The organism is Azospirillum endophyticum, from assembly GCF_016595245.1.
In the GTDB taxonomy this organism is placed as follows: domain Bacteria; phylum Pseudomonadota; class Alphaproteobacteria; order Azospirillales; family Azospirillaceae; genus Azospirillum; species Azospirillum endophyticum.
On sequence record NZ_JAENHM010000023.1, the window covers coordinates 170,360 to 190,739 of the forward strand.

Genomic DNA, 20,380 nt, shown 5'->3' on the forward strand with positions numbered 1-20,380 from the left:
AATACCTCATTAACCTTTTCCGGCCAGATTGGGTTCCAGCGAAAACACGGAAAAGAGGATACTTCCAATGGCAACCAGCCCCGTCGATATGACCTTCGTCGTCAATGCCTCGGGTGTGTCTGCCGGAGGAGTCTGGCCGCACTTCAAGTTCCTCGTCGACGGCGTCTCCGTCGGCCAGACCACGGTCAATTCCACCAGCGCGGGTCGTTACAGCTTCACCACCAAGGTGGCGCCCGACGCCGCGCACAAGGTCCAGGTCGTGTACGACAACGACTGGCTGTCCACCGACACGTCCAGCATGTACCGCGACCTGATCGTCAAGTCGATCGAAGTCAACGGCAAGACCATCGCTTCCAACAGCTCGACGGTCTCCTATGCCGCTGAAGGCCAGGGCACCCTGTCCGGTCGCGAAATGCTGTCCTGGAGCGGCTCGCTCGACTTCAACATGTCCAAGGACGTGTTCGCCGGCGCCGCCGGGACCCCCACCACGCCGACCACCCCCACGACGCCGACCACGCCGACCACCGGCGGCACGCCGATCGTCGTGAACGCGTACGGCAATGCGGCCGGCGGCGTGAACGCCCACTTCAAGGTCATGGTCGACGGCAAGATGATCGGCGAAGGCACCGCCGGCACCGCGGCGAAGGACTTCACCTTCAACGCCAATGTCAGCGCCGACGTCGCCCACAAGATCCAGATCCAGTACGACAATGACGGCGTCGTCGGCAGTGCCGACCGCAACCTGTACGTCAACAAGATCACCATCGGCGGCCATGCCGTCGCCCCCACCGACAGCATCGTGTCGATCGACAAGGGCGCGCTGGACGGCAAGGACATCATCGCCGGCCAGCAGGGAATGTGGTGGAACGGCACCATGGAGGTCAAGGCCGACAAGTCCTGGTTCGCCGGCAGCACCACCAACCCGGGCACGGGCAACCCCGGCACGGGCACCCCGACCCAGCCGAGCCTGTCGGTCAGCGACGTGACGGTCACCGAGCCGACCGGCACCAAGACCGCCGGCGGCATCCAGGGCTTCCTGCACACCCAGGGCAACCAGATCGTCGACGAGGCCGGCAACACCGTCCGCCTGACCGGCGTCAACTGGTTCGGCGGCGAGGGCTACAACTACGTCCCCGCCGGCCTGTGGGCCGACAGCTACCAGGGTCACCTGGAAAAGATGAAGTCGGTCGGCTTCAACACCATCCGCATGACCATGTCGGATGAGATGTTCGACAGCACCGCGGTGACCAACGGCATCGACTTCTCGAAGAACCCCGATCTGGCCGGACTGACCCGCCTGCAGGTCTATGACAAGGTCATCGATTATGCCGGCAAGCTCGGCATGAAGGTGATCCTCGACCACCACCGCAACGACGGCGGCGCCGGCACCAACGAGCACGGGCTGTGGTACACCGACAAGCATCCTGAATCGACGGTGATCAACAACTGGAAGATGCTGGCCCAGCATTATGCCGGGAACGAGACCGTCATCGGCGCCGACCTGCACAACGAGCCGAGCGTCAGCGCCACCTGGGGCGGCAGCGCCGCCACCGACTGGGCTTCGGCTGCCGAGCGCATCGGCAATGCCATCCAGACGGTGAACAAGGATTGGCTGCTGTTCGTCGAAGGCACCGAGTGGAGCAGCACGCTGGCCGGCGCGCAGTCGCGTCCGATCCACTTCGACACCCCCAACAAGCTCGTCTACTCGCCGCACGCCTACGGCCAGAGCGTCGGGCAGTTCAGCTGGCTGAACGATCCGAACTACCCGAACAACCTGCCGGCCCAGTACGACAAGATGTGGGGCTATCTGTACAAGAACGACACCGCGCCGATCATGCTGGGCGAATGGGGCGGCCAGTTCACCAGCTCGGCCGAGCAGACCTGGGCCAAGACCATGGCCAAGTACCTGAACGGCGACTGGAACCTGGACGGCAAGAGCGACATCGCGGCCGGCGACAAGGGCATGAGCTGGACCTTCTGGGCCTGGACCCCGGAATCGGGTGACGTCGGCGGCGTGCTGATGGACGACTACAAGACCATCAACCCGACCAAGGCCGCCATCGTGAAGGGCGCCATGGAAGGCGCGGTGTTCGATACCCCGACCACCACCGCCAACACGGCCAACGCCACCTTCACGGTCAAGCTGTCGGCCGCCTCCAGCAGCGCGGTGACGGTGGACTTCGCCACGGTGGACGGCACCGCCAAGGCCGGCTCCGACTACACCGCCACCAGCGGCAAGCTGACCTTCGCCGCCGGCGAGACGACCAAGACCGTCACGGTCAAGGTGCTGAGCGACAGCGTGACGGAAGGCAACGAGACCTTCGGCCTGAAGATCTCCAACCCGACCGCCGCGACCATCGCCGACGCCACCGGCACCGGCACCATCGTCGACGCCTCCGCCGCCAAGGCGGCCGCCGCTTCGCTCAGCTCGGCCGACCTGCTGGCCCACACGATGACCACCGCCAGCGACACGGCCACGGCCGCCGACCTGTCGACGGCGACCTTCGGCCACGACTTCTCGGGCGCCGACATGTACAGCATCGCCTACCATGAGCTGCCCCCGATGGACAGCCATCTGGCGCACGCTGCCTGACACCTGGGTCTGACGGAACGGACTTGTCCGGCCGGATCATCCGGTCGGGCAATTGCCTGAACGAAGGGGAGCCGGCAGCCACGCTGCCGGCCCCCTTTCCGTTTTCCCCGCTCAGCCCGGAACCGGAGAGGCAGCGGCGGAACTCGCCACGATGGACAGGCTACCGACCGGCGCCGGATGCGGAATGTCGGGGATGGTGACCTCGGCCACGGCCTTGCCCGGATTGCCGGCGACGATGGTCCGCCGCGGCATCGGCTTGGTGACGACGGAAGACGCGGCGACGATGCACTCGTCGCCGATGCTGACGCCGACCACCACCGCATGCGGACCGACCCAGACGCCGTCGCCCAGTTCCGGGTAATGGGTCACACGGCCCGTCGGCAGCAAATCGTCCTTCTGACCCAAGGTGACGCCATGGAACAGGGTGACGTTGGCGCCGATGCGGGCGTTGGCGTTCACCACCAGCCCCCAGCCGTGCAGGATGCGGAGGCCGGGGCCGATCTGCGTCTCCCACGGCAAATCCATGGCAGCGGAATGCTGGGTCCAGCGGTGCAGCAGCCGGCAGGCGGCCAGCAGCGGCTTGCGCAGCGGCCCGGCCATCCGGTCGGCCGCCTGGCAGCTGCGCAGGGTGAAGGTCACCCGGAACATGCGGTTGCCGGCCAGCAGCTTCAGCACCGACCCAAGGCCGGAGCCGCCGCCGTAGCGGACGGCATCCGCAGCGACGGCCTGCCGGTAGGTGTAGCGGGGAGCGTCCTGCATCGCGGTATGATCCTCCCGGGATTCAAGCATTGTCACGCCGTCTGCGGACGGCGGAGAAATCGGCCCGCCATCCGGAACAGCATCGTGCGGTCGGCCTTGCCGAAGCTCGGCCCGAACAGGGTGACGACGGCGAACAGCATGGTCAGGCCCACCTTGGCGGCGGCGAAGGTGGGATTCACCTCGAAGCCGAACAGGGCCAACCCGGCCAGATAGGCGATGGCGGCCGGCGCAAGGATGCCCGTCACCCGCAGAACGCTGAGCGGGGGCTCCTTCGGGCTCAGGCGGCGGCACAGCGCCTCCGTGGCGCCCAGCATCACCAGTTCGCGCCCCAGCACGCCGATGGCACCGCCCATCAGGCCGAGCGGCCCAAGCGTCACCGCCATGATCAGGGTGCCGACGGCCAGCCCGCCCAGCGAGATCGCCGGCAGGACGCCGACCTTCTTGGTCTTCACCAACCCGACCTCGGCATGCATGCGCACACCGTGGATCACATAGGCCAGCACGAGCACCGGCATGCAGGGCAGGACCGTGTCGTATTCGCTGGACGCGATCAGCCACAGCACCTCCGGCGCGGTCAGGGCCATGCCGAGCGCCGCCGCCGAGAGCAGCACGACGAACAGGTAGAAGACGAATTCCGACTGGTCGCGCCCGACGGTGCTGTCCTGCGCCTCGATCCGGCTCACCGACCAGATCTGCAGGAAGGAGGCGGTCAGGAACATGTAGAGCATGGTGGCGAGCCGCAGGCCGAAGGACAGCACGCCCACCGCCGCGACGCCCATCAGCAGGTTGACCAGATAGCGCATGGCGAACTGGTTGCCCATGTCCAGCATGGTCTGCGGCATGAAGGGCAGCCCCAGCACCGACACCCGCTTCAGGATGCCGAAGGAGAAGCCGACGCCGTTCGCGCCCAGGATCGCGGCCGTCAGCGCGACGCCGAGCCCGACGAAGGTGATGGCATTGGCCAGGAAGATGCCGGTCACGCCCAGGTCCATCATCAGCAGGAAGCTGAGGTTCAGTCCGATCAGACCCACCGCCTTGCCGACCGAGATCAGCAGGCAGGTGCCCGACCGCTTCTGGACCCGGTAATAGGCGAGCGCCAGTTCGAACACCGCGCTGAAGGCGATGCCGGCAAAGGCGTAGGCGATGACCGGCGCTTGGTCCTCGCTGCCGAACAGCATTTCGCTCGCGCCCCAGCCGGCCGGCAACGCCACCGCCAGCAGGGCCAGCGAAGCCGCCCACAGCCCGATCATCGTGGTGCTCACCACGCGGGCCCGGCCGCGGTCGTCGGGATGTTCGAAATAGACGACGGTGAAGGCATTGATCATCCCGATCATCAGCATGACCGCGACGATGTCGCCCACGACGCTGATCAGGGCATAGACGCCGAACTCCGCCGGTGACAGGACTTTTGCATAGAGTGGCAGGAGAAGCAGCCCCGCGGCGCGGTTGACCACATTCGCCACCATGAACATCCAGCCATGTTTGATGATCGTACCAGCTTCGAGAGCCATCCGGTTTCCTTCGCCCCCTATAATCCGCTTCTTTTCCCTGCCCCGCTTGTCAGGGGAGCGCCGCATCCGACGGGTCGCACGAACGCGCGAAAGGAAAAAGAACGCGCCAAATCTTGGCGGAGGTCGGAGATGCGTCAATTCGACCTTGAAGCGACCGGAGCACTCTTCGGTGCTAGTCACCACGGCCTCGGTCAGAGATCCTGGACGTTCCGATTAGGCTTTCCGGCGAGTTCGCACGCTGCCTCCTAGGCCTCGCAACAGGCAAGGGTGCGTTAGCGCCCCACCCCCGCTCGGAATTGCCGGCCACGCCCCATCGGTAAAACCAGCGGATCGCCCCTCCCCGCAAGTTTGGCGATGATCTCCTTTCGCGCAGGACGAGTGCGACCGAATGAGGGAGGCCGCCGGGCCCTCTACCCTTAAATTGCGGGGATCGAACGTGCCTCCGGGGGTGCGACACCCCCTTGCCGCTAGCCCGAAACGCTATCTCCGCTGGGGGCCGCATCCGAAAGTATCCCCAATAATATTCGGGCACCCGTCCCCTTCGAAACACCAGTGGTATCGCGGACGCGAAATCAACGTCCGTATGCACTGTTGCTGGCCGAGCCTCCTCATCCTAATTCGTCCTCAACGAACCGCGGATCGGCCGATCGAAATCATGAAAGAGCGATCTTTACATAAATGCGCCGCCGAAACCGAAGCGGGGCAGCGAAGTAAAGACCGGCCGAATCCCAAGAGACGCTGATGACGAGCGACCATCCGCACGAATGGCCGTGCGGTGGCTGGCATTCCCTTCAACCACGGGACCTGCGATGAGCAAACTGGACCCAGATGTGGTCATCGATCTGACCTCGGCGAAAAAGGCGACGATCCCGACGATCGCCCCCGGACTGCTGCTTGCACTGTCCGACGGGCTGGTCCTCGCCCTGGTGGGGTGGACGCTCAATCATTTCCTCGGCACCGACCCCCTGGCCGACCCGGTGGAAGCCGCCGCCTGGCAGCGGTCGCTGGTGACCGGCTTGATGCTGGTGCCGCTGGTCAAGTCGGTTTTCGGCATCTACACGCTTGGACGTTTCGACTACATGGAACGGACGAGGCGGACTTTTCAGGCGGCCTTTCTGTGCTGTGCCGTTCTGGCCGTCCCGTTCATCGTCATGGAAGGCTTCCGCTCCTTCTTCGTCGAGGCGCTGTCGATCGCCCTGCTGGGCTTCGCCGTGACCTATGTGGCGGACCTGCTGCTGATCCAGGGGCTGCTGTCCAGCGCGCTGGACTGGCGCACCCCGGTGATGATCGTGGGCGCCGGCCCCCAGGGCGCCGCCATCGCCGAGAAGCTGCAGCGCCTGCCCTGGCTCGGCATGCGGCCGGTCGGTTTCGTCGATGACGACGACAGCCTCTGGCAGACCCGCGTCGCCGGCCTGCCGGTGATGGGTCCGGTGGAGCTGCTGGCCAAGTCGCCCGCCGTCGCCGGCCAGGCCAGCGCCGCCATCGTCGCCGACATGGGCCGCCACGGCAGCGACCTGACCGGCCTGGTCCGCACCCTTCCCTTCCGTCAGGTCTATTGCGTCCTGGGCGAAGGCAACGTCAGCGCGGTCGACGCGACCTACCACAACCTGCACGGCTCCCTGGCCCTGCGCGTCAGCGTCCGTCCGCCGACCGGCTACCTGCGCATCCGCCGCGCCATGGACATCGTCCTGTCGGCCATCCTGCTGGTCCTGGTGGCGCCGCTGATGCTCGGCCTCGCCGTCGCCATCCGGCTGGACAGCCCCGGCCCGGTGATGTTCCGCCAGAAGCGCTGGGCCGGTGGCAAGCAGACCTTCGACCTGCTGAAGTTCCGCTCCATGCATGTCGACGCGGAAGAGCAGCTGCAGCATCTGCTGGCGAACGATCCGGTCGCCCGCGAAGAGTACATGACCTACCACAAGCTGACGGTCGACCCGCGCATCACCCCGCTCGGCCGCTTCCTGCGCAAGACCTCGCTCGACGAACTGCCGCAGCTGTGGAATATCCTGATGGGCGACATGAGCCTGATCGGCCCGCGCGCCTACATGCCGAAGGAACTGCCCGAGGTGGGTGACTCGGCCGACGTGATCGGGACCGTCCGTCCGGGCCTGACCGGATACTGGCAGGTGTCGGGACGTCATCGCACCACCTTCCAGGAACGCGTGTCGATGGATGTCTTCTATGTCCGCAACTGCGGCCTGCTGTTCGACTTCTTCATCCTCTGCAAGACCGCGGTGATGGTCCTGAAGGGCGACGGGTCGTAACGCCGGGTACCGATGTGAGCCGATGCCAGCCGGACCCCCGCGCCACCAGCGCGGGGGTCTTTTTTGTCGTGGGCCTTCCTGCGCTCCCTTGTAGAGGCGGCAAAAGAAGCAGGCGGCCCGAAAGCGGCTACCCCTTTCGGGCGCGGCCTCCTTCGGTCTAATGCCACCGCCCGGCTACGAGAAGGGGGGAGGCATCCGCATCTTCAGTGCTGCACAGCCGAACGCGGTACGGCAGTCTAAGGGAAAGCCGATGAAAATCCTGGATTTTCTGGAAAAGAGCATCGCCGTCCTCAGCATCATCGCCTTCGGAGGCTCGGTGCTTCCGCTGATGCTGACCGGCGGCGACCCGCTGGCCGGCGATCTGGAATCCGCCGGCGTCACCATTTTGTATGGCGGCCTCTATGTGCTGGTGCTTGCCGCCATCGCCATGCGGCCGACCATCGCCTTCCAGATCCCCTTCGCCAGCCCGGCGCTGACGATGATGATGGCCTTCGCCTTCATGACCGCGCTGTGGTCGCTGTTTCCGGACGTGACGCTGCGCCGGTCGATCGCCTTCCTGTTCACGACGGTGTTCGGCATCTGGCTCGCGCTGCGCTTCCGCTTCCCGGAGATCATGCGGCTGATGGTGGTCGGACTGTCGTTCCTGATGTTCGTCTCCTTCTTCATGATCTTCGCCATGCCGGCCATCGGCCTGGACAGCGCCCAGCATGTCGGCGCCTGGAAGGGGGTGTTCTTCCAGAAGAACGTGACCGGCCGCATGATGGTCTGGCTGGTGCTGGCGCTGGTCTGGCTGGACTGGCAGAAGGAGCAGAGCCGCTGGGTCACCCGTCCGCTGATCCTGCTGGCGATGCTGCTGATCGTGATGAGCCGGTCGGGCACCGGTCTCGTGACGTCGGTCCTGGTGTCGGTGGCGCTGCTGTCGACCACCATGCTGCGCGGCAGCATCCGCAACTTCGCCCCGACCATGGCGCTGCTGCTGGCGTTGCTGGTCATCATGGTCACCGCCGGCGCCACCTTCTGGTACGACGTGCTTTACGCGCTCGGCCGCGACCCGACCCTGACCGGCCGGACCGTCCTGTGGGAGCACATCGTCCACTCCGTCGGCGAGCGTCCGCTGCAGGGCTACGGCTATGCCGCCTATTGGTCCGGCTTCAACGGACCGGGTTCCAGCTTCACCCGCGACTGGGGCATCACCTCGGCCCACAGCGGCTGGCTGGAGCTGACCCTCGACCTCGGCCTCGTCGGCGTGGCGCTGGTGGTTGTTGTGCTGGGCCGCATGCTGTTCCAGGGCTTCTTCGCCGCCCGGTACGGCAACAGCCGGCCCGAAGCCGCCTGGGCCTTCGCCGTCGGCTGCGCCCTGCTGGCGGTGTCGGTGTCGGAAAGCGTGTTCGCCGAGCGCCACTCCATGAACTGGGTGATCGCCACGATCGCGGTCGTCCGGCTGATCCAGCAGAGCCGCTGGCAGCGCCTGCTGAACGACCGGGCGGCGGAGCAGCATCGTCTGCGCCGTCACATCCCCGCCGGGGTGGCCCCGGCCTATGCAAGCAGCGCCTATGCGGGACAGGGCCGGGCGCTTTAGCCAGCCTTTCCGGGCCTCCGCCCCCTCCCCGAACGACCTTTCCCATTTCCCTTCGACCGAAGGCAGACCCATGAGCCCGAAGAACGAGCCGGCAAACAGCAAGCGCCCGGCGAACAACGAACAGGCGACCAACGAGCAGGTCACCGTCGTGATCCCCACCCGCAACCGCCCGGACATGGTGATGCGGGCGGTGCGCAGCGCACTCGATCAGACCTATCGGGACCTTGACGTCATCGTGGTGATCGACGGACCGGACCCGGCCACCGCCACGCATCTGGCGACGCTGGCCGATCCGCGGCTGACCGTGATGGAGCTTGAGACCAACCAAGGTGCCGCGGAAGCCCGCAACATCGGCGTGCGCAGCGCGCGGGGCGACTGGATCGCCTTTCTCGACGACGACGACCATTGGATGCCGGAAAAAGTGGCGCTGCAGATGGCTGCCCGCCCGGCCGGCATCCGCCTGCCCATCGTCAGCTGCCGCTGCCAGGTGGTGACCGCCCGCGGCACCTTCGCCTGGCCGCGGCGGCTGGCCACTCCGGCCGACGCCATCGGCGATTATCTCTTCGTCCGCCGCGGCCTGTTCAAGGGCGAGACCTTCGCCCCAACCACCACTCTGCTGGCGCCGAAGGCATTGTTGCTGCGCAATCCGGTCCCAAAATCCCGTTTCGACGACTGGGAATGGCTGATCACCTGCGGCAGGATCGATGGCGTGGCGCTGATCCACATCCCCGAGGTGATGGCCGTCCATTACACCGAAGAGAACAACCGGGTCACGCTGTCGACCTGCCACAACATCAGCCATGCGCTGGAATGGGCGGAGGCGATGCGCGACCACCTGTCGCCACGCGCCTATGCAAGCCTGCTGCTGCAGGCGACCGGCGGCGAGCAGGCGGCCCGGACCGCGGGCACACGCTGGCGGATCCTGAATTCCGCGCTGCGCGACGGGCAGCCGACACCGATGGCGCTCGCCACCTTCACCATGCATTCGCTGATGCCGGTCGGCCTGCGTCGCCGGCTCCGGCAAGCCTTGTTCTCCGCGTCCGACGCCGCCTGAGCATCAAAAAGGACCCAGACGCCTATGGACAGCAACAACGACAGCCGCCCCCCCGCCAGCCAGCCGGATGCGCCCATTCAAACGGTGATCGTCTTCGCGACGCCGGGCGCACTCGACGGCGGCGGCGGCATCGGCCGCATGACCGGCTATGTGGTCGACCAGTTCGACAAATCGGGGACGACCCGATCCATCATCCTCGATACCCGCGGCACCGGTAGCGTTCTGCTGTCACCTTTATATCTCGGAGTGACGCTGACACGGATGGCATGGCTGCTGGCCCGGCGCCAAGCCTCGGTCGTCCACATCAACGTGTCGGAACGGGCAAGCTTCCTGCGCAAGGCGGCGGTCCAGGCGGTGGCGGGGATGATGTCATGCCCGACCGTCGTCCATCTGCACGGCGCCTCCTTCGTCGAGTTCTTCGAAGGAGGCATGTTCGCCCGGGGGATCAGCCGCTGGCTGTTCAACCGCTGCGGCCGGGTGGTCGTGCTCGGCGACAACTGGCGGGATTTCCTGGTGCAGTCCGTCCGCACCGATCCCCGCAAGATCCGGGTGCTCTACAACGCCGTACCCGATGTCGGCGCCGACCTGGGGGTGCCTACCCCGCCGGAGTCGGGGGCGGTCCTGTCGCTGCTGGTGCTCGCCAACCTGTCGGAACGCAAGGGCATCGGCACGCTGCTGCGCGCCTGCGCGCTGCTGAAGGAGCGCGGACAGCCTTTCCGGGTGACCATCGGCGGCGGCGGCGACGTCGACGGCTACCGCGCCATGGCGGCCGAACTGGGCATCGCGGAGGAATGCCGTTTCCTTGGCTGGATCGGTCGGGAAGAGGCGCACGCGCACATCCGCTCCCACGACATGCTGCTGCTGCCCTCTACCCATGAGGGGCTGCCGATGGTGATCCTGGAGGCCTTGTCGGCGCAGCTGCCGGTCATCACCACCCCGGTCGGCTCGATCCCGGAGGTGCTGACCGACGGCGAGACTGCCCGGATCATCCCGGTGAACGATCCCCAGGCCTTGGCGGATGCCGTCGTACAGGTCGGGCATGACCCGGCTCTCTATCGTCGCCTTGCCGAGAACGGCCGCCGCCTGTTCCTGAAGCAGTTCGTCATCGACGCCTACGCCAAGTCCCTTCTGGCGATCTATCAGGAGTTGGACCGGAGCGGCGTCGAACTGTCCGAGGAGCTGGACAAGCTGGCCGGATCGGCCGCAACCGCATCCAAACGGCGCTAAAGCATGGCCATCGCAGCTTCAATGATCGGGCTGGAAAACAATCACGGCGAGCACGACCGAAAGGAAGATGCACATGCACAGGTTGGGTAACCATACCGGCAGGCCAACCCGTTCGGTCGCTCCACAGCGTGAGGGTGCTGCATCGCGTAAACTTGCACGCGCATGTCGCCCGGGCTTTGGCCGCGACGCAATCCAATGGGCGGCAGCCGATCGGCCGCATCGCAACACACCTCCCTGCACAGCCTGAACGACGGGCTGGCAAGGAACAGAGGCCGAAAACATAACAAGCCCGCCGCAACCGTCGAAGGACGGACGTCACACGGTAAAAGCCGGGGCGAAGCACAGGAATGGCGGGCCGGGAAAGGATCAGGAGCGGACATGATCTATATCGTCTCCCCCGGCGGCACCAAAGAGAAAGGCGGGATGGGCCGTGTGGTCGACAACTTCACGACCGATTTCCGGCAGAACTGCCCGGACGTGAAGTTTGAGGTGGTCGACAGCTACGGCCCCGGCAAGTTCCACCTGATGCCCCTCTATTTCGCGCGGGCAGTTGCAAGACTTGCCGGCTGCTTCGCCGCCGGCAAGGCCGATCTCGTCCACATCCATATGGCGGAATATGGCAGTGTCCTGCGCAAGGGCATCCTGATCACCATGGCCCGCAGCTTCGGGGTGCCGGTCGTCCTGCATCTGCATGGCGGGCGCTTCCCCAAGCAGTTCAAGGACAGCAGCCCGCTTATGCGCTGGGCGATCCGCCGGATGATGGCGATGACGAGCGAGATCGTCGTGCTGGGCGAATTCTGGCGCGATTGGGTGGCCGAGGCCTTCGGGCCGGCAGCCCGCCAGCGTACCACGTTGCTGCACAATGCGGTGCCTGGTCCGGTGTCGCCGCCGGTGCGCGACGATGCGGAGGAGGGCTTCGCCGGTCCGGTGCGCCTGCTGTTCCTCGGCCGGCTGATCAAGCTGAAGGGTATCGACGTCCTGCTGAACGCCCTGGCCTCCCCCGCTTGCCGCGACCGGAACTGGCAGGTCACCATCGCCGGCGACGGCGATCTGGAAACCTACCGGACCCTTGCCGCCGAACTGGGCATCGCCGACCGGGTGCGCTTCACCGGGTGGCTCGATCAGGCCGGCTGCCGGCGCGAGCTGGCCGGCGCCCATGTGCTGGTCCAGCCCTCGATGTTCGAAGGCCTGCCGATGTCGGTTCTGGAGGCGATGGCGGAGGGGCTGACCATCGTTGCCACCCCGGTCGGCAGCGTGCCCGACGCCATCGCGGACGGCGAGACCGGGCTGCTCGTGCCGCCGGGCGACGTTGCGGCGCTGTCCGATGCGCTGGCGCGGGTGTTCGACGACCGTAACCTGCGCCGCAACCTGAGCGCCGGCGCCCGCGCCCGGTGGGAGCGCCAGTTCGACGTCGCCGTATTCCGTGAGCGGCTGCTGGAGATCTACCGCCGCAACGCCCGCGGCAGCCTGGCTACGACACCGGCCGTCGCCACTGGTCCGGTGCCGGCATCCGGACCGGCAGGGCATTCGAAAAGCACGACCGGCTGACGCGGAGAGCGGAAGGCCGCTCCCGGTTCAATTTGTCCGAGTCGGAGCCGGGAGCATCGACATGAAGAAGGGGGCACCATGAAAGACGCCATTGCGAATCTGGTGCGCTGGTCGGGATTCGGTGCGATGCAGCGATTCCTGAAGGCGCGGCATGCCGTCACCATCGTCGTCTACCACGACCCGACCCCGGAGGTGCTGCGCGCGCATCTGCGCTGGTACGCCAAGCATTATGGCTTCACCACGCTCGACGCCGTGTCCACCGCGATGGAGACCGGCCGCTGGGACAAGCTGCCGGACTATCCTTTGGTCATCACCTTCGACGACGGGCATCGGAACAACACCGCGCTGGCGCCCTTGTTCCGCGAGTTCGATCTGCGCCCGACCATCTATCTCTGCAGCCAGATCGTCGGCACCGCCCGCCCCTATTGGTGGAAGACCGCCGCAGCCGACGACATCGGGGTGGAACGGCTGAAGCGCGTTCCCGATCCCGAGCGCCGCCGCCTGCTGGCCGAAGCCGGCAACGATCCCGACCGCGACGGTGCCGACCGCCAGGCGATGACTTGGGACGAGATCGCGCGGATGACCGATGTCGCCGATTACGGCGCCCACACCCGCACGCATCCGATCCTGCTGCAATGCGACGATGACCGCTGCACCGACGAGATCGCGCTGTGCCGCAGTGAGCTTGAGGACGCATTGGGCCGGCCCTGCCGCCACTTCGCCTTCCCCAATGGCGATTTCAGCGACCGCGAGGTGGAAGAGATCCGGCATGCCGGTTATCGCACTGCCCGCACCATCGATCCGGGATGGAACGACTCTTCCGCCGACCCGCTGCGGCTGAAGGCGTTTCCGGTTTCCGACGATGCGACGGTGGAATGGCTCAGCGTTCAGCTCACCGGTATTCCGGCTTGGCTGCGCAAGCGCAAAGCCTCTTCCGCCGCCGGTTCGACCGGCGAGGCTATGCCCGAATGGACAGGGTCTTTGGCGAAGCCGAAATCTGCAGGCGTATGACCTTGAATGTTGGTCCAAGCCGAACGTCCAGCATCCCCTGTCAAGCCTTATTACCTGACAACAGAGTGGCTAACCACAGACTTCAATCCACTCCTATCCTTTGAGCCCTCGCAAAGCACCGCAAGCATCACAATAAAATTGCATATCACGCGGATGCGAAATCAAGGGAGCCGGAACGCCGCGGGACACATGACAAGGGGTAGCCGGACCTTCCATCCGAAACAGTCCCGCGCAAGCCACCCGATACCCAGTTTCGCCCGACCCTCATTCCGACCGAACCCCATTCCCACCGAACCCAGTCGACCGAACCCAGCAGGAGTTTTCAGAGACATGCGGACCGCCACCCTGACCGACACGACCCTGACCGCTCCCGCCCTGCCGGAAATCCGCGCCTTCATCGTGGAGAACTTCCTGCTCGGCAAGGACTCCGGCTTCGACAACAGCGAGTCCCTGCTGGAGTCGGGGATCATCGACAGCACCGGCATCATGCACGTCGTCGCCTTCCTGGAAGAGCGCTTCGGCATCGCCGTGGATGACGACGACATGATCGCCGACAATCTGGAATCCGTGGACCGCATCGCCGGCTTCGTGGGCCGCAAGCAGGAACTCCGCAGCGCCGCCTGACCCTGAAGGTCGGCGACGGCGGACAGGCCGAGAGACAGGCGCCAAGAGACGGGCAAAGGTAAGAAGGACATCTCCATGGCCCATCTGGTTCACCAGTTCCTCTGCGAAACGGCCGGCCGGGATCCGTCCCGCACCGCACTGATCGCCGGGGACGTCCGCCGCAGCTTCGCGGAGCTGGACCGCGAGAGCGACGCCGTCGCCTGCGCGCTCCAGTCGGCGGGGATCGCCCGCGGCGACCGCGTCGCGGTGATGCTGGAGAACTCCATCGAATATGTCGCCGGTCTGTTCGGCACGCTGAAGGCCGGCGGCGTGTTCGTGCCCGTCAATCCCTCGACCAAGGCCGACAAGCTGACCTACCTGCTGGCCGACGCCGGGGTCCGGGTCCTGATCGCACCGTCGGCACTGGCCCGGCAGGTCCTGCCGGCGCTGGAAGCGGTGGAGACGCCGCCGGCAATCCTGTGGGTCGGCACCGCCCTCCCCGAGGGGGCTTCCGGCCTGTTCTATGCCGATGCGCTGGCGGCACCGCGTCGGCAGCCGGCCGATCCAGGTCTGATCGACCAGGATCTGGCAGCGATCATGTACACGTCCGGCACCACCGGCCGGCCGAAGGGCGTGATGCTGACCCACGCCAACTACGTCAACACCAGTTGGGCGATCTCCACCTATCTGGGGAACACGTCCGACGACGTGGTGATGTGCGTCCTGCCGCTGACTTTCGGTTACGGCCTGTCCCAGGTCCTGACCGGCGCCCGCGTCGGTTTCACCCTGGTGCTGGAACGTTCTTTCGCCTTCCCGATGGAGACGCTGAAGCGCATGGTGCGGCACCAGGTCACCGGCCTGCCCGGCGTGCCGACCGTCTTCTCCACCCTATTGGGGCTGGAGGCCGCGAAGACCGCCGATCTCGGTCGCTTGCGCTATCTGACCAACGCCGCAGCCCCGCTGCCGGCCGCCCATCTCAGCCGCCTGCGCGAGCGGTTTCCCCAAGCCGTCTTCCATTCCATGTACGGCATGACCGAGTGCTGCACCCGGATCAGCACGCTCGATCCCACCGAGCTGGACGCGAAGCCGACCTCCGTCGGGCGCGCCATCCCCAACTGCGAAGCCTTCGTCGCCGACGAGGACGGCAACCGCCTTCCCCCGGGCCAGGTGGGTGAACTGGTGGTGCGGGGCGCCAACGTGATGCGCGGCTACTGGAACCGGCCGGAGGAGACCGCCAAGCGCCTGCGCCACGGCCCGCAGGGCGAGACCCTGCTGTTCACCGGCGACCTGTTCACCCAGGACGCCGAAGGGCACCTCTACTTCGTCAGCCGCAAGGACGACGTGTTCAAGTGCCGTGGCGAGAAGGTCAGCCCGAAGGAAGTCGAGAACGCGCTGTACGAATTGGACGGTGTGCTGGAGGCCTGCGTCATCGGCGTCCCCGACGATGCCGACGGCCTGTCGGTCAAAGCCTTCCTGGTCCCGCGCGAAGGCGCCGTCATTTCGGAAGCGGCGATCCGCCAGCACTGCCGGGGCCGCCTGGAGAGTCACCTCGTGCCGAAATTCATCGAGTTCCGCGACGGCCTGCCGAAGACCGACTCCGGGAAGATCAGGCGGGCGGAGCTGGTGGAGGAAGCCCTTCGGTCAGCCCATTCCCACCAGCAGACACGTCCGACGGCAGCGGTCTCCTCTCCCGCCTAGCCGGGGGTGGCCAGGGAGGGGAACAAGACCTCTCCAGCAGAACACCATCACAAGAACACCCACCCCAGGACAGAGAGCACGCTCATGTGTGGTGTCGCCGGAGTTCTCACAGGTTCGCGCGCCGAACCAGCCGGTCTTGACGAGCTGAAGCGCATGATCGCCATGCTGGGCCACCGCGGCCCGGACGGTTACGGCTTCTACCGTGACGACCGGATCGGGCTTGCCCATGCGCGGCTCAGCATCGTCGGCCTCGCCGGCGGCTTCCAGCCGATCCACAATGAGGACCGCACCCTCTGGATCAGCTTCAACGGCGAGATCTTCAACCATGTCGAGCTGCGGCGGGAGCTGGAGGCGCGCGGCCACCGCTTCTACACCCAGACCGACACCGAGGTGATCGTCCACGCCTTCGAGGAATACGGCCCCGCCACCTGGGCCAAGCTGAACGGCCAGTTCGCCATCTGCTTGTGGGATACCACCCGGCGCGAGCTGTGGCTGGTCCGCGACCGCCTCGGCATCCTGCCGCTGTTCTACGCCCGGCGCGGCGAGCATCTGGTCTTCGCCTCGGAAGCCAAGGCCCTGTTCGGCGGTGGCCGGGTGGCTCCGGCTTTCGACCCGGCCCGCCTCGCCCAGGTCTTCACCCACTGGAGCACAGCGCCGCACGGCAGTGTCTTCGAGGGAGTGGAGAGCGTGCCGGCGGCCACCGCCATCCGCGTCGACTCCACGCTGGCGCTGCATGTCGACCGCTACTGGCAGCCCGACTTTGCCACCGATCCATCGCTCGCCAAGCTGTCCCTAGACGAGGCGGCGGACCGGCTGGAGGAAAAGCTGCTCGACGCCATCCGCCTGCGGCTGCGCGCCGACGTGCCGGTCGGCGTCTATATCAGCGGCGGGCTCGACAGCTCGGTGATCGCGGCGCTGGCCCGCAAGCTCGACACCACCCACATGCACAGCTTCGGCGTCCGCTTCACCGACGCCGGCTTCGACGAGACGCCGCAGCAGCGGCTGGTCGCCGGCCATGTCGGGACCGAGCATCACGACATCCTCTGCAGCCCGCAGGACATCCAGACCGCCTTGCCCGACGTCATCCGGCATGGCGAGACGCCGCTGGTCCGCACCGCCCCGGCCCCGCTGTTCCTGCTGTCGCGCCTGGTGCGCGAGAGCGGCATCCGCGTGGTGCTGTCCGGCGAAGGCGCCGACGAGTGGCTGGCCGGCTACGACATCTTCAAGGAGGACAAGGTCCGCCGCTTCTGGGCCCGGCAGCCCGGCAGCAAGGCTCGGCCGAAGCTGCTGGGCCGCGTCCATCCCTTCGCCGCCGTCAACGGCCAGAAGGACAGCCCGCTGTGGCAGGCCTTCTTCAAGCGCGGGATGATGGACACCGACGAAACCTTCTACGCCCATCGCACCCGCTGGCGGAACACCGCCTGGTCGCAGCGCCTGCTGTCCGCCGACGTCCAGGCTACGGCCGACGATGCCGCCTTCGAGGCGCATGTCGCCGCCCATCTGCCGGACGGCTGGTCGCGCTGGTCGCCGCTCGCCCGCAGCCAGTGGGCGGAGATCGCCACCTTCATGACCCCTTACCTGCTGTCGGCCCAGGGCGACCGGGTCGCCATGGCCAACAGCATCGAGGTCCGCTATCCCTTCCTCGACCCGGCGGTGGACGATCTCTGCGCCGCCCTGCCGGACCGGGTGAAGATGCTTGGGCTGCGCGACAAGCTGGCCCTGCGCCGGCTGGCGGCCCGCCACCTGCCGGCCGAGATCTTCCAGCGGCCGAAGCGGCCTTACCGCGCGCCGATGACGACCGCCCTGTTCGGCGAGGGCGCCCCGGACTATGTCCGCGACCTGCTGTCGCCGGACGCACTCGCCCGCTACGGCTTGGCCGACATCACCGCCGTCTCGGCCCTGGCCGAAAAGGCCCACCGCCAGAACGGCAACATGGCCGGCGAGCGGGAGGAGATGGCCCTGGTCGGCACCCTGACCCTGCAGATGCTGGCCCACTACATTCACGACGAATTGCCCCAGCGCATCCGCGACCAGCGGAGTGCCCTGGACCGTGCCGAAATTCATGTGCTGGAGGACCGGGCATTGAAAGATCGCGGTGCCGACGCCCGGACCGCTACGCCGCAACCGACCGCGGCCTGACCGCCGCGACCTTCTTTCGACGATGCATCAACCCCCATCGGGAACCGTGACCATGCTGAACGCCCTCACCTCGTTCGACTCCAAGGCCCTCGATCTGGACTGCGCGGCCGCGGCGCGCGAGATCGAAGACGCCATCCAACGCATCGTCGCCCATGATCTGCGCCGCCAGGGCATCGTGCTCGGCGTGTCCGGCGGCATCGACAGCTCGGTCTGCGCCACGCTCGCAGTCCGTGCCCTGGGGCCGGAGCGCGTGCTGTGCATCCTGATGCCGGAGAAGGAGAACTCGCCGAAGAGCACCCGCCTCGGCACCCTGCTCTGCGAGCATCTCGGCGTCACCCCGGTGATGGAGAACATCACCGGCCCGCTGGAGGCGCTCGGCTGCTACGAGCGGCGCGACAACGCCATCCGCCGACTGTTCCCGGAATTCGGTGCGGGCTGGAAGCAGAAGATCGGCCTCGCCGGCAACCTGCTCGACGCCGACCGCGTCAACTACTTCACCCTGACCGTCGAATCGCCGGACGGCGAGCGCCAGACCAGCCGCATGCCGGTGGACGTCTATCTCGACGTGGTCGCCGCCACCAACCTCAAGCAGCGCATGCGCAAGACGGTCGAATACACCCACGCCGACCGCCTGAACTACGCCGTGCTCGGCACGCCGAACCGGCTGGAATATGAACTGGGCTTCTTCGTGCGCGGCGGCGACGGTCTGGCCGACCTGAAGCCGATCGCCCATCTCTACAAGTCGCAGGTCTACCAGATGGCTGCCTATCTCGGCCTGCCGGCAGAAATCCAGGCGCAGTCGCCCAGCACCGACACCTATACCCTGCCGCAGTCGCAGGAGGAGTTCTACTACGCCCTCCCCTACGACAAGTTGGATCTGGCGCTCTGCGCCTATGGCCGCGGTGCCAGCGAGGAGGAAGCCGCCGAGGCGCTGAACCTGACCGTCCAGCAGGTCCACCGCGTCTACAAGGATATCACCGCCAAGCGCCGCACCTCCGCCCGCATCCTGCGCGATGCCCATCTGGTGCAGCCGGTGTCCGTCGGGGATGAGGCATGAGCGTCATCGACTGGAAGCAACGTGGCGTCGCCCGGTATGAACCGGGCGACAGTGCCGCTCTGGAGACGTTCCAGCGTGCGCATTTCGGTGCCGACGCGATCCAGCTGTGTTCCGACCATTTCCATTGGCTGTTCGAGGAGCCGCCGGAGCGGGACCATGAGGGGCCCCAGCTCTGGCTGTGCAAGCGCAACGGCGCGGTGGTCGGCCAGCAGGGCGGCATTCCCTTCGCCCTGAAGGTCGGCGACCGCAACCGTCGGGCTTCCTGGGCGATCGACCTGATGGTCGCCCCGGAATGGCGTCTGCGCGGCGTCGGCCCCGCCCTGTCGGAGACCCATTCCGGAGCCAGCGACCTCTCGGTGTCGCTGTCGATGACGGAAGCCGCCTACAAGTCCTACAAGCGCGGCGGCTGGCTCGATCTCGGCAACGTACCGACCTACTTGCGGGTGATCGATCCGCAGCGCTGCCTGCGCGTCAGCCCCTATGGCGGCGGGTTGGCCAAGTTGGTCGCCAGGGTGGGCAAGCCGGCGCTGGCGACCGCCTCCATGGGCTACGGCCTGTCGGCCCGGTTGCTTGGCGCCAAGCTGGTGGAGATCGACCGGTTCGACTACCGCGTCGATGATCTCTGGGAAGCGGCTTCGGCGCAGCATCCGGTGATCGCCCGGCGCGACTGGGCCTTCCTGAACTGGCGCTTCGACCTCTCCCCGCAAGCCGACCGCTTCCGCCGCTTCTACGTCATGCGGGGCGAGACGGTGCTGGCCTATGTCGTAATGCGGGTCGACCATTGGAAGGGCGAGCCGGTCGGCGTCGTCTGCGACTACTTGGCCCGTCCCGGTTGGCTGATGGCAGCCTTCTCGTTGATGACGGAGTTGGCGCGCCGGCAGGGCATGGTCGCCCTGATGTGTCGGACGCTCAACGCCCATGCGGCGCGGCCGCTGTCGATGATGGGCTTCCTGTGCCTGAAGAACGGCCTGCGCGCGCCGACCCGCATGATGGTGCGGCCAGCGCTCGACCAGCCGGAACTGGCCGGCACGGTGGGCGACCCGAAGAACTGGTTCGTCACCATCGCCGACAGCGACATGGGCTTCAAAGGGTTGGGCGAGTAGAGGAAGATCCCCAAAACCGGCTCGAACTCGGAACGCGAAAAGGCCGCCTTCCCACAAGGGAGGCGGCCTTTTCGCTGATCGCGATAAAATCGAGTTTCAAGTGACGGAATGCGTCTTCAGATCGTCCATGAAGCGGTTTGCCGCTGTGCATGACGCCCGGTATTGAGATCAAGCCGATCGAGCGATTAGTAAGGCTTAGCTTCGAGCGTTGCCGCCCGTCCACATGCCTCCTATCGA

Annotated in this window: 14 protein-coding genes; 12 read left to right on the top strand and 2 right to left on the bottom strand. The window is 66.5% G+C overall.

Annotation, left to right across the window (positions count from 1 at the left end; all coding sequences use genetic code 11):
• The first annotated feature begins 67 nt into the window (after window positions 1-67).
• A complete protein-coding gene (locus tag JHL17_RS06925; protein WP_200191411.1) occupies window positions 68-2,593 on the top strand; it encodes a cellulase family glycosylhydrolase in 2,526 nt (841 codons plus the stop codon).
• A gap of 111 nt (window positions 2,594-2,704) precedes the next feature.
• Here the strand turns inward: JHL17_RS06925 and JHL17_RS06930 are convergent, their stop codons facing one another.
• Both JHL17_RS06930 and JHL17_RS06935 read right to left on the bottom strand, forming a co-directional pair.
• Window positions 2,705-3,352: a serine acetyltransferase gene (locus JHL17_RS06930; protein WP_200191413.1), complete on the bottom strand. Its 648-nt coding sequence runs from the start codon at window positions 3,350-3,352 to the stop codon at window positions 2,705-2,707.
• 32 nt (window positions 3,353-3,384) lie between these two features.
• Window positions 3,385-4,863, bottom strand: coding sequence for a lipopolysaccharide biosynthesis protein (locus JHL17_RS06935; RefSeq protein ID WP_200191415.1), 1,479 nt, complete (start codon window positions 4,861-4,863; stop codon window positions 3,385-3,387).
• Window positions 4,864-5,672: 809 nt separating this feature from the next.
• On the opposite strand from JHL17_RS06935, the gene JHL17_RS06940 reads away from it, so the two are divergent.
• The 11 genes from JHL17_RS06940 to JHL17_RS06990 all read left to right on the top strand — a co-directional run bounded on the left by JHL17_RS06940 (window position 5,673) and on the right by JHL17_RS06990 (window position 20,143).
• Complete coding sequence (locus JHL17_RS06940; RefSeq protein ID WP_200191417.1) at window positions 5,673-7,124, top strand: exopolysaccharide biosynthesis polyprenyl glycosylphosphotransferase; 1,452 nt, start codon at window positions 5,673-5,675, stop codon at window positions 7,122-7,124.
• A gap of 250 nt (window positions 7,125-7,374) precedes the next feature.
• Window positions 7,375-8,703 (top strand): O-antigen ligase family protein, encoded by a 1,329-nt coding sequence (locus JHL17_RS06945; protein WP_200191419.1) that lies wholly within the window; start codon window positions 7,375-7,377, stop codon window positions 8,701-8,703.
• Between the two features lie 70 nt (window positions 8,704-8,773).
• Window positions 8,774-9,757 (top strand): glycosyltransferase family 2 protein, encoded by a 984-nt coding sequence (locus JHL17_RS06950; protein WP_200191421.1) that lies wholly within the window; start codon window positions 8,774-8,776, stop codon window positions 9,755-9,757.
• A gap of 24 nt (window positions 9,758-9,781) precedes the next feature.
• Entirely contained in the window at window positions 9,782-10,984 is a 1,203-nt protein-coding gene (locus JHL17_RS06955; RefSeq protein WP_200191423.1) for a glycosyltransferase family 4 protein, read from the top strand.
• A 378-nt stretch (window positions 10,985-11,362) separates the two neighbouring features.
• Window positions 11,363-12,532, top strand: coding sequence for a glycosyltransferase family 4 protein (locus JHL17_RS06960; RefSeq protein WP_247893364.1), 1,170 nt, complete (start codon window positions 11,363-11,365; stop codon window positions 12,530-12,532).
• A 78-nt stretch (window positions 12,533-12,610) separates the two neighbouring features.
• Window positions 12,611-13,543 carry a polysaccharide deacetylase family protein gene (locus tag JHL17_RS06965; RefSeq protein ID WP_200191427.1) on the top strand — a complete coding sequence of 311 codons (933 nt, stop codon included), beginning with the start codon at window positions 12,611-12,613 and terminating at the stop codon, window positions 13,541-13,543.
• A gap of 330 nt (window positions 13,544-13,873) precedes the next feature.
• Window positions 13,874-14,167 carry an acyl carrier protein gene (locus tag JHL17_RS06970; RefSeq protein WP_200191429.1) on the top strand — a complete coding sequence of 98 codons (294 nt, stop codon included), beginning with the start codon at window positions 13,874-13,876 and terminating at the stop codon, window positions 14,165-14,167.
• A 75-nt stretch (window positions 14,168-14,242) separates the two neighbouring features.
• Window positions 14,243-15,844 (top strand): class I adenylate-forming enzyme family protein, encoded by a 1,602-nt coding sequence (locus tag JHL17_RS06975; protein WP_200191431.1) that lies wholly within the window; start codon window positions 14,243-14,245, stop codon window positions 15,842-15,844.
• A gap of 84 nt (window positions 15,845-15,928) precedes the next feature.
• Window positions 15,929-17,983, top strand: a complete 2,055-nt coding sequence (asnB, locus tag JHL17_RS06980; RefSeq protein ID WP_200191433.1) for an asparagine synthase (glutamine-hydrolyzing) — start codon at window positions 15,929-15,931, stop codon at window positions 17,981-17,983.
• Window positions 17,984-18,035: 52 nt separating this feature from the next.
• Window positions 18,036-19,040 carry an NAD(+) synthase gene (gene nadE / locus JHL17_RS06985; RefSeq protein ID WP_200191435.1) on the top strand — a complete coding sequence of 335 codons (1,005 nt, stop codon included), beginning with the start codon at window positions 18,036-18,038 and terminating at the stop codon, window positions 19,038-19,040.
• Complete coding sequence (locus JHL17_RS06990) at window positions 19,037-20,143, top strand: GNAT family N-acetyltransferase (RefSeq protein ID WP_200191437.1); 1,107 nt, start codon at window positions 19,037-19,039, stop codon at window positions 20,141-20,143. Before nadE ends, JHL17_RS06990 begins: the two co-directional genes overlap by 4 nt.
• Window positions 20,144-20,380: the final 237 nt, after the last annotated feature.

Excerpts from the sequence above, each read along its gene's own strand:
- JHL17_RS06925 (WP_200191411.1), top strand. The coding sequence starts at position 68 with ATGGCAACCAGCCCCGTCGATATGACCTTCGTCGTCAATGCCTCGGGT.
- JHL17_RS06930 (WP_200191413.1), bottom strand. The coding sequence starts at position 3,352 with ATGCAGGACGCTCCCCGCTACACCTACCGGCAGGCCGTCGCTGCGGAT.
- JHL17_RS06935 (WP_200191415.1), bottom strand. The coding sequence starts at position 4,863 with ATGGCTCTCGAAGCTGGTACGATCATCAAACATGGCTGGATGTTCATG.
- JHL17_RS06940 (WP_200191417.1), top strand. The coding sequence starts at position 5,673 with ATGAGCAAACTGGACCCAGATGTGGTCATCGATCTGACCTCGGCGAAA.
- JHL17_RS06945 (WP_200191419.1), top strand. The coding sequence starts at position 7,375 with ATGAAAATCCTGGATTTTCTGGAAAAGAGCATCGCCGTCCTCAGCATC.
- JHL17_RS06950 (WP_200191421.1), top strand. The coding sequence starts at position 8,774 with ATGAGCCCGAAGAACGAGCCGGCAAACAGCAAGCGCCCGGCGAACAAC.
- JHL17_RS06955 (WP_200191423.1), top strand. The coding sequence starts at position 9,782 with ATGGACAGCAACAACGACAGCCGCCCCCCCGCCAGCCAGCCGGATGCG.
- JHL17_RS06960 (WP_247893364.1), top strand. The coding sequence starts at position 11,363 with ATGATCTATATCGTCTCCCCCGGCGGCACCAAAGAGAAAGGCGGGATG.
- JHL17_RS06965 (WP_200191427.1), top strand. The coding sequence starts at position 12,611 with ATGAAAGACGCCATTGCGAATCTGGTGCGCTGGTCGGGATTCGGTGCG.
- JHL17_RS06970 (WP_200191429.1), top strand. The coding sequence starts at position 13,874 with ATGCGGACCGCCACCCTGACCGACACGACCCTGACCGCTCCCGCCCTG.
- JHL17_RS06975 (WP_200191431.1), top strand. The coding sequence starts at position 14,243 with ATGGCCCATCTGGTTCACCAGTTCCTCTGCGAAACGGCCGGCCGGGAT.
- asnB (WP_200191433.1), top strand. The coding sequence starts at position 15,929 with ATGTGTGGTGTCGCCGGAGTTCTCACAGGTTCGCGCGCCGAACCAGCC.
- nadE (WP_200191435.1), top strand. The coding sequence starts at position 18,036 with ATGCTGAACGCCCTCACCTCGTTCGACTCCAAGGCCCTCGATCTGGAC.
- JHL17_RS06990 (WP_200191437.1), top strand. The coding sequence starts at position 19,037 with ATGAGCGTCATCGACTGGAAGCAACGTGGCGTCGCCCGGTATGAACCG.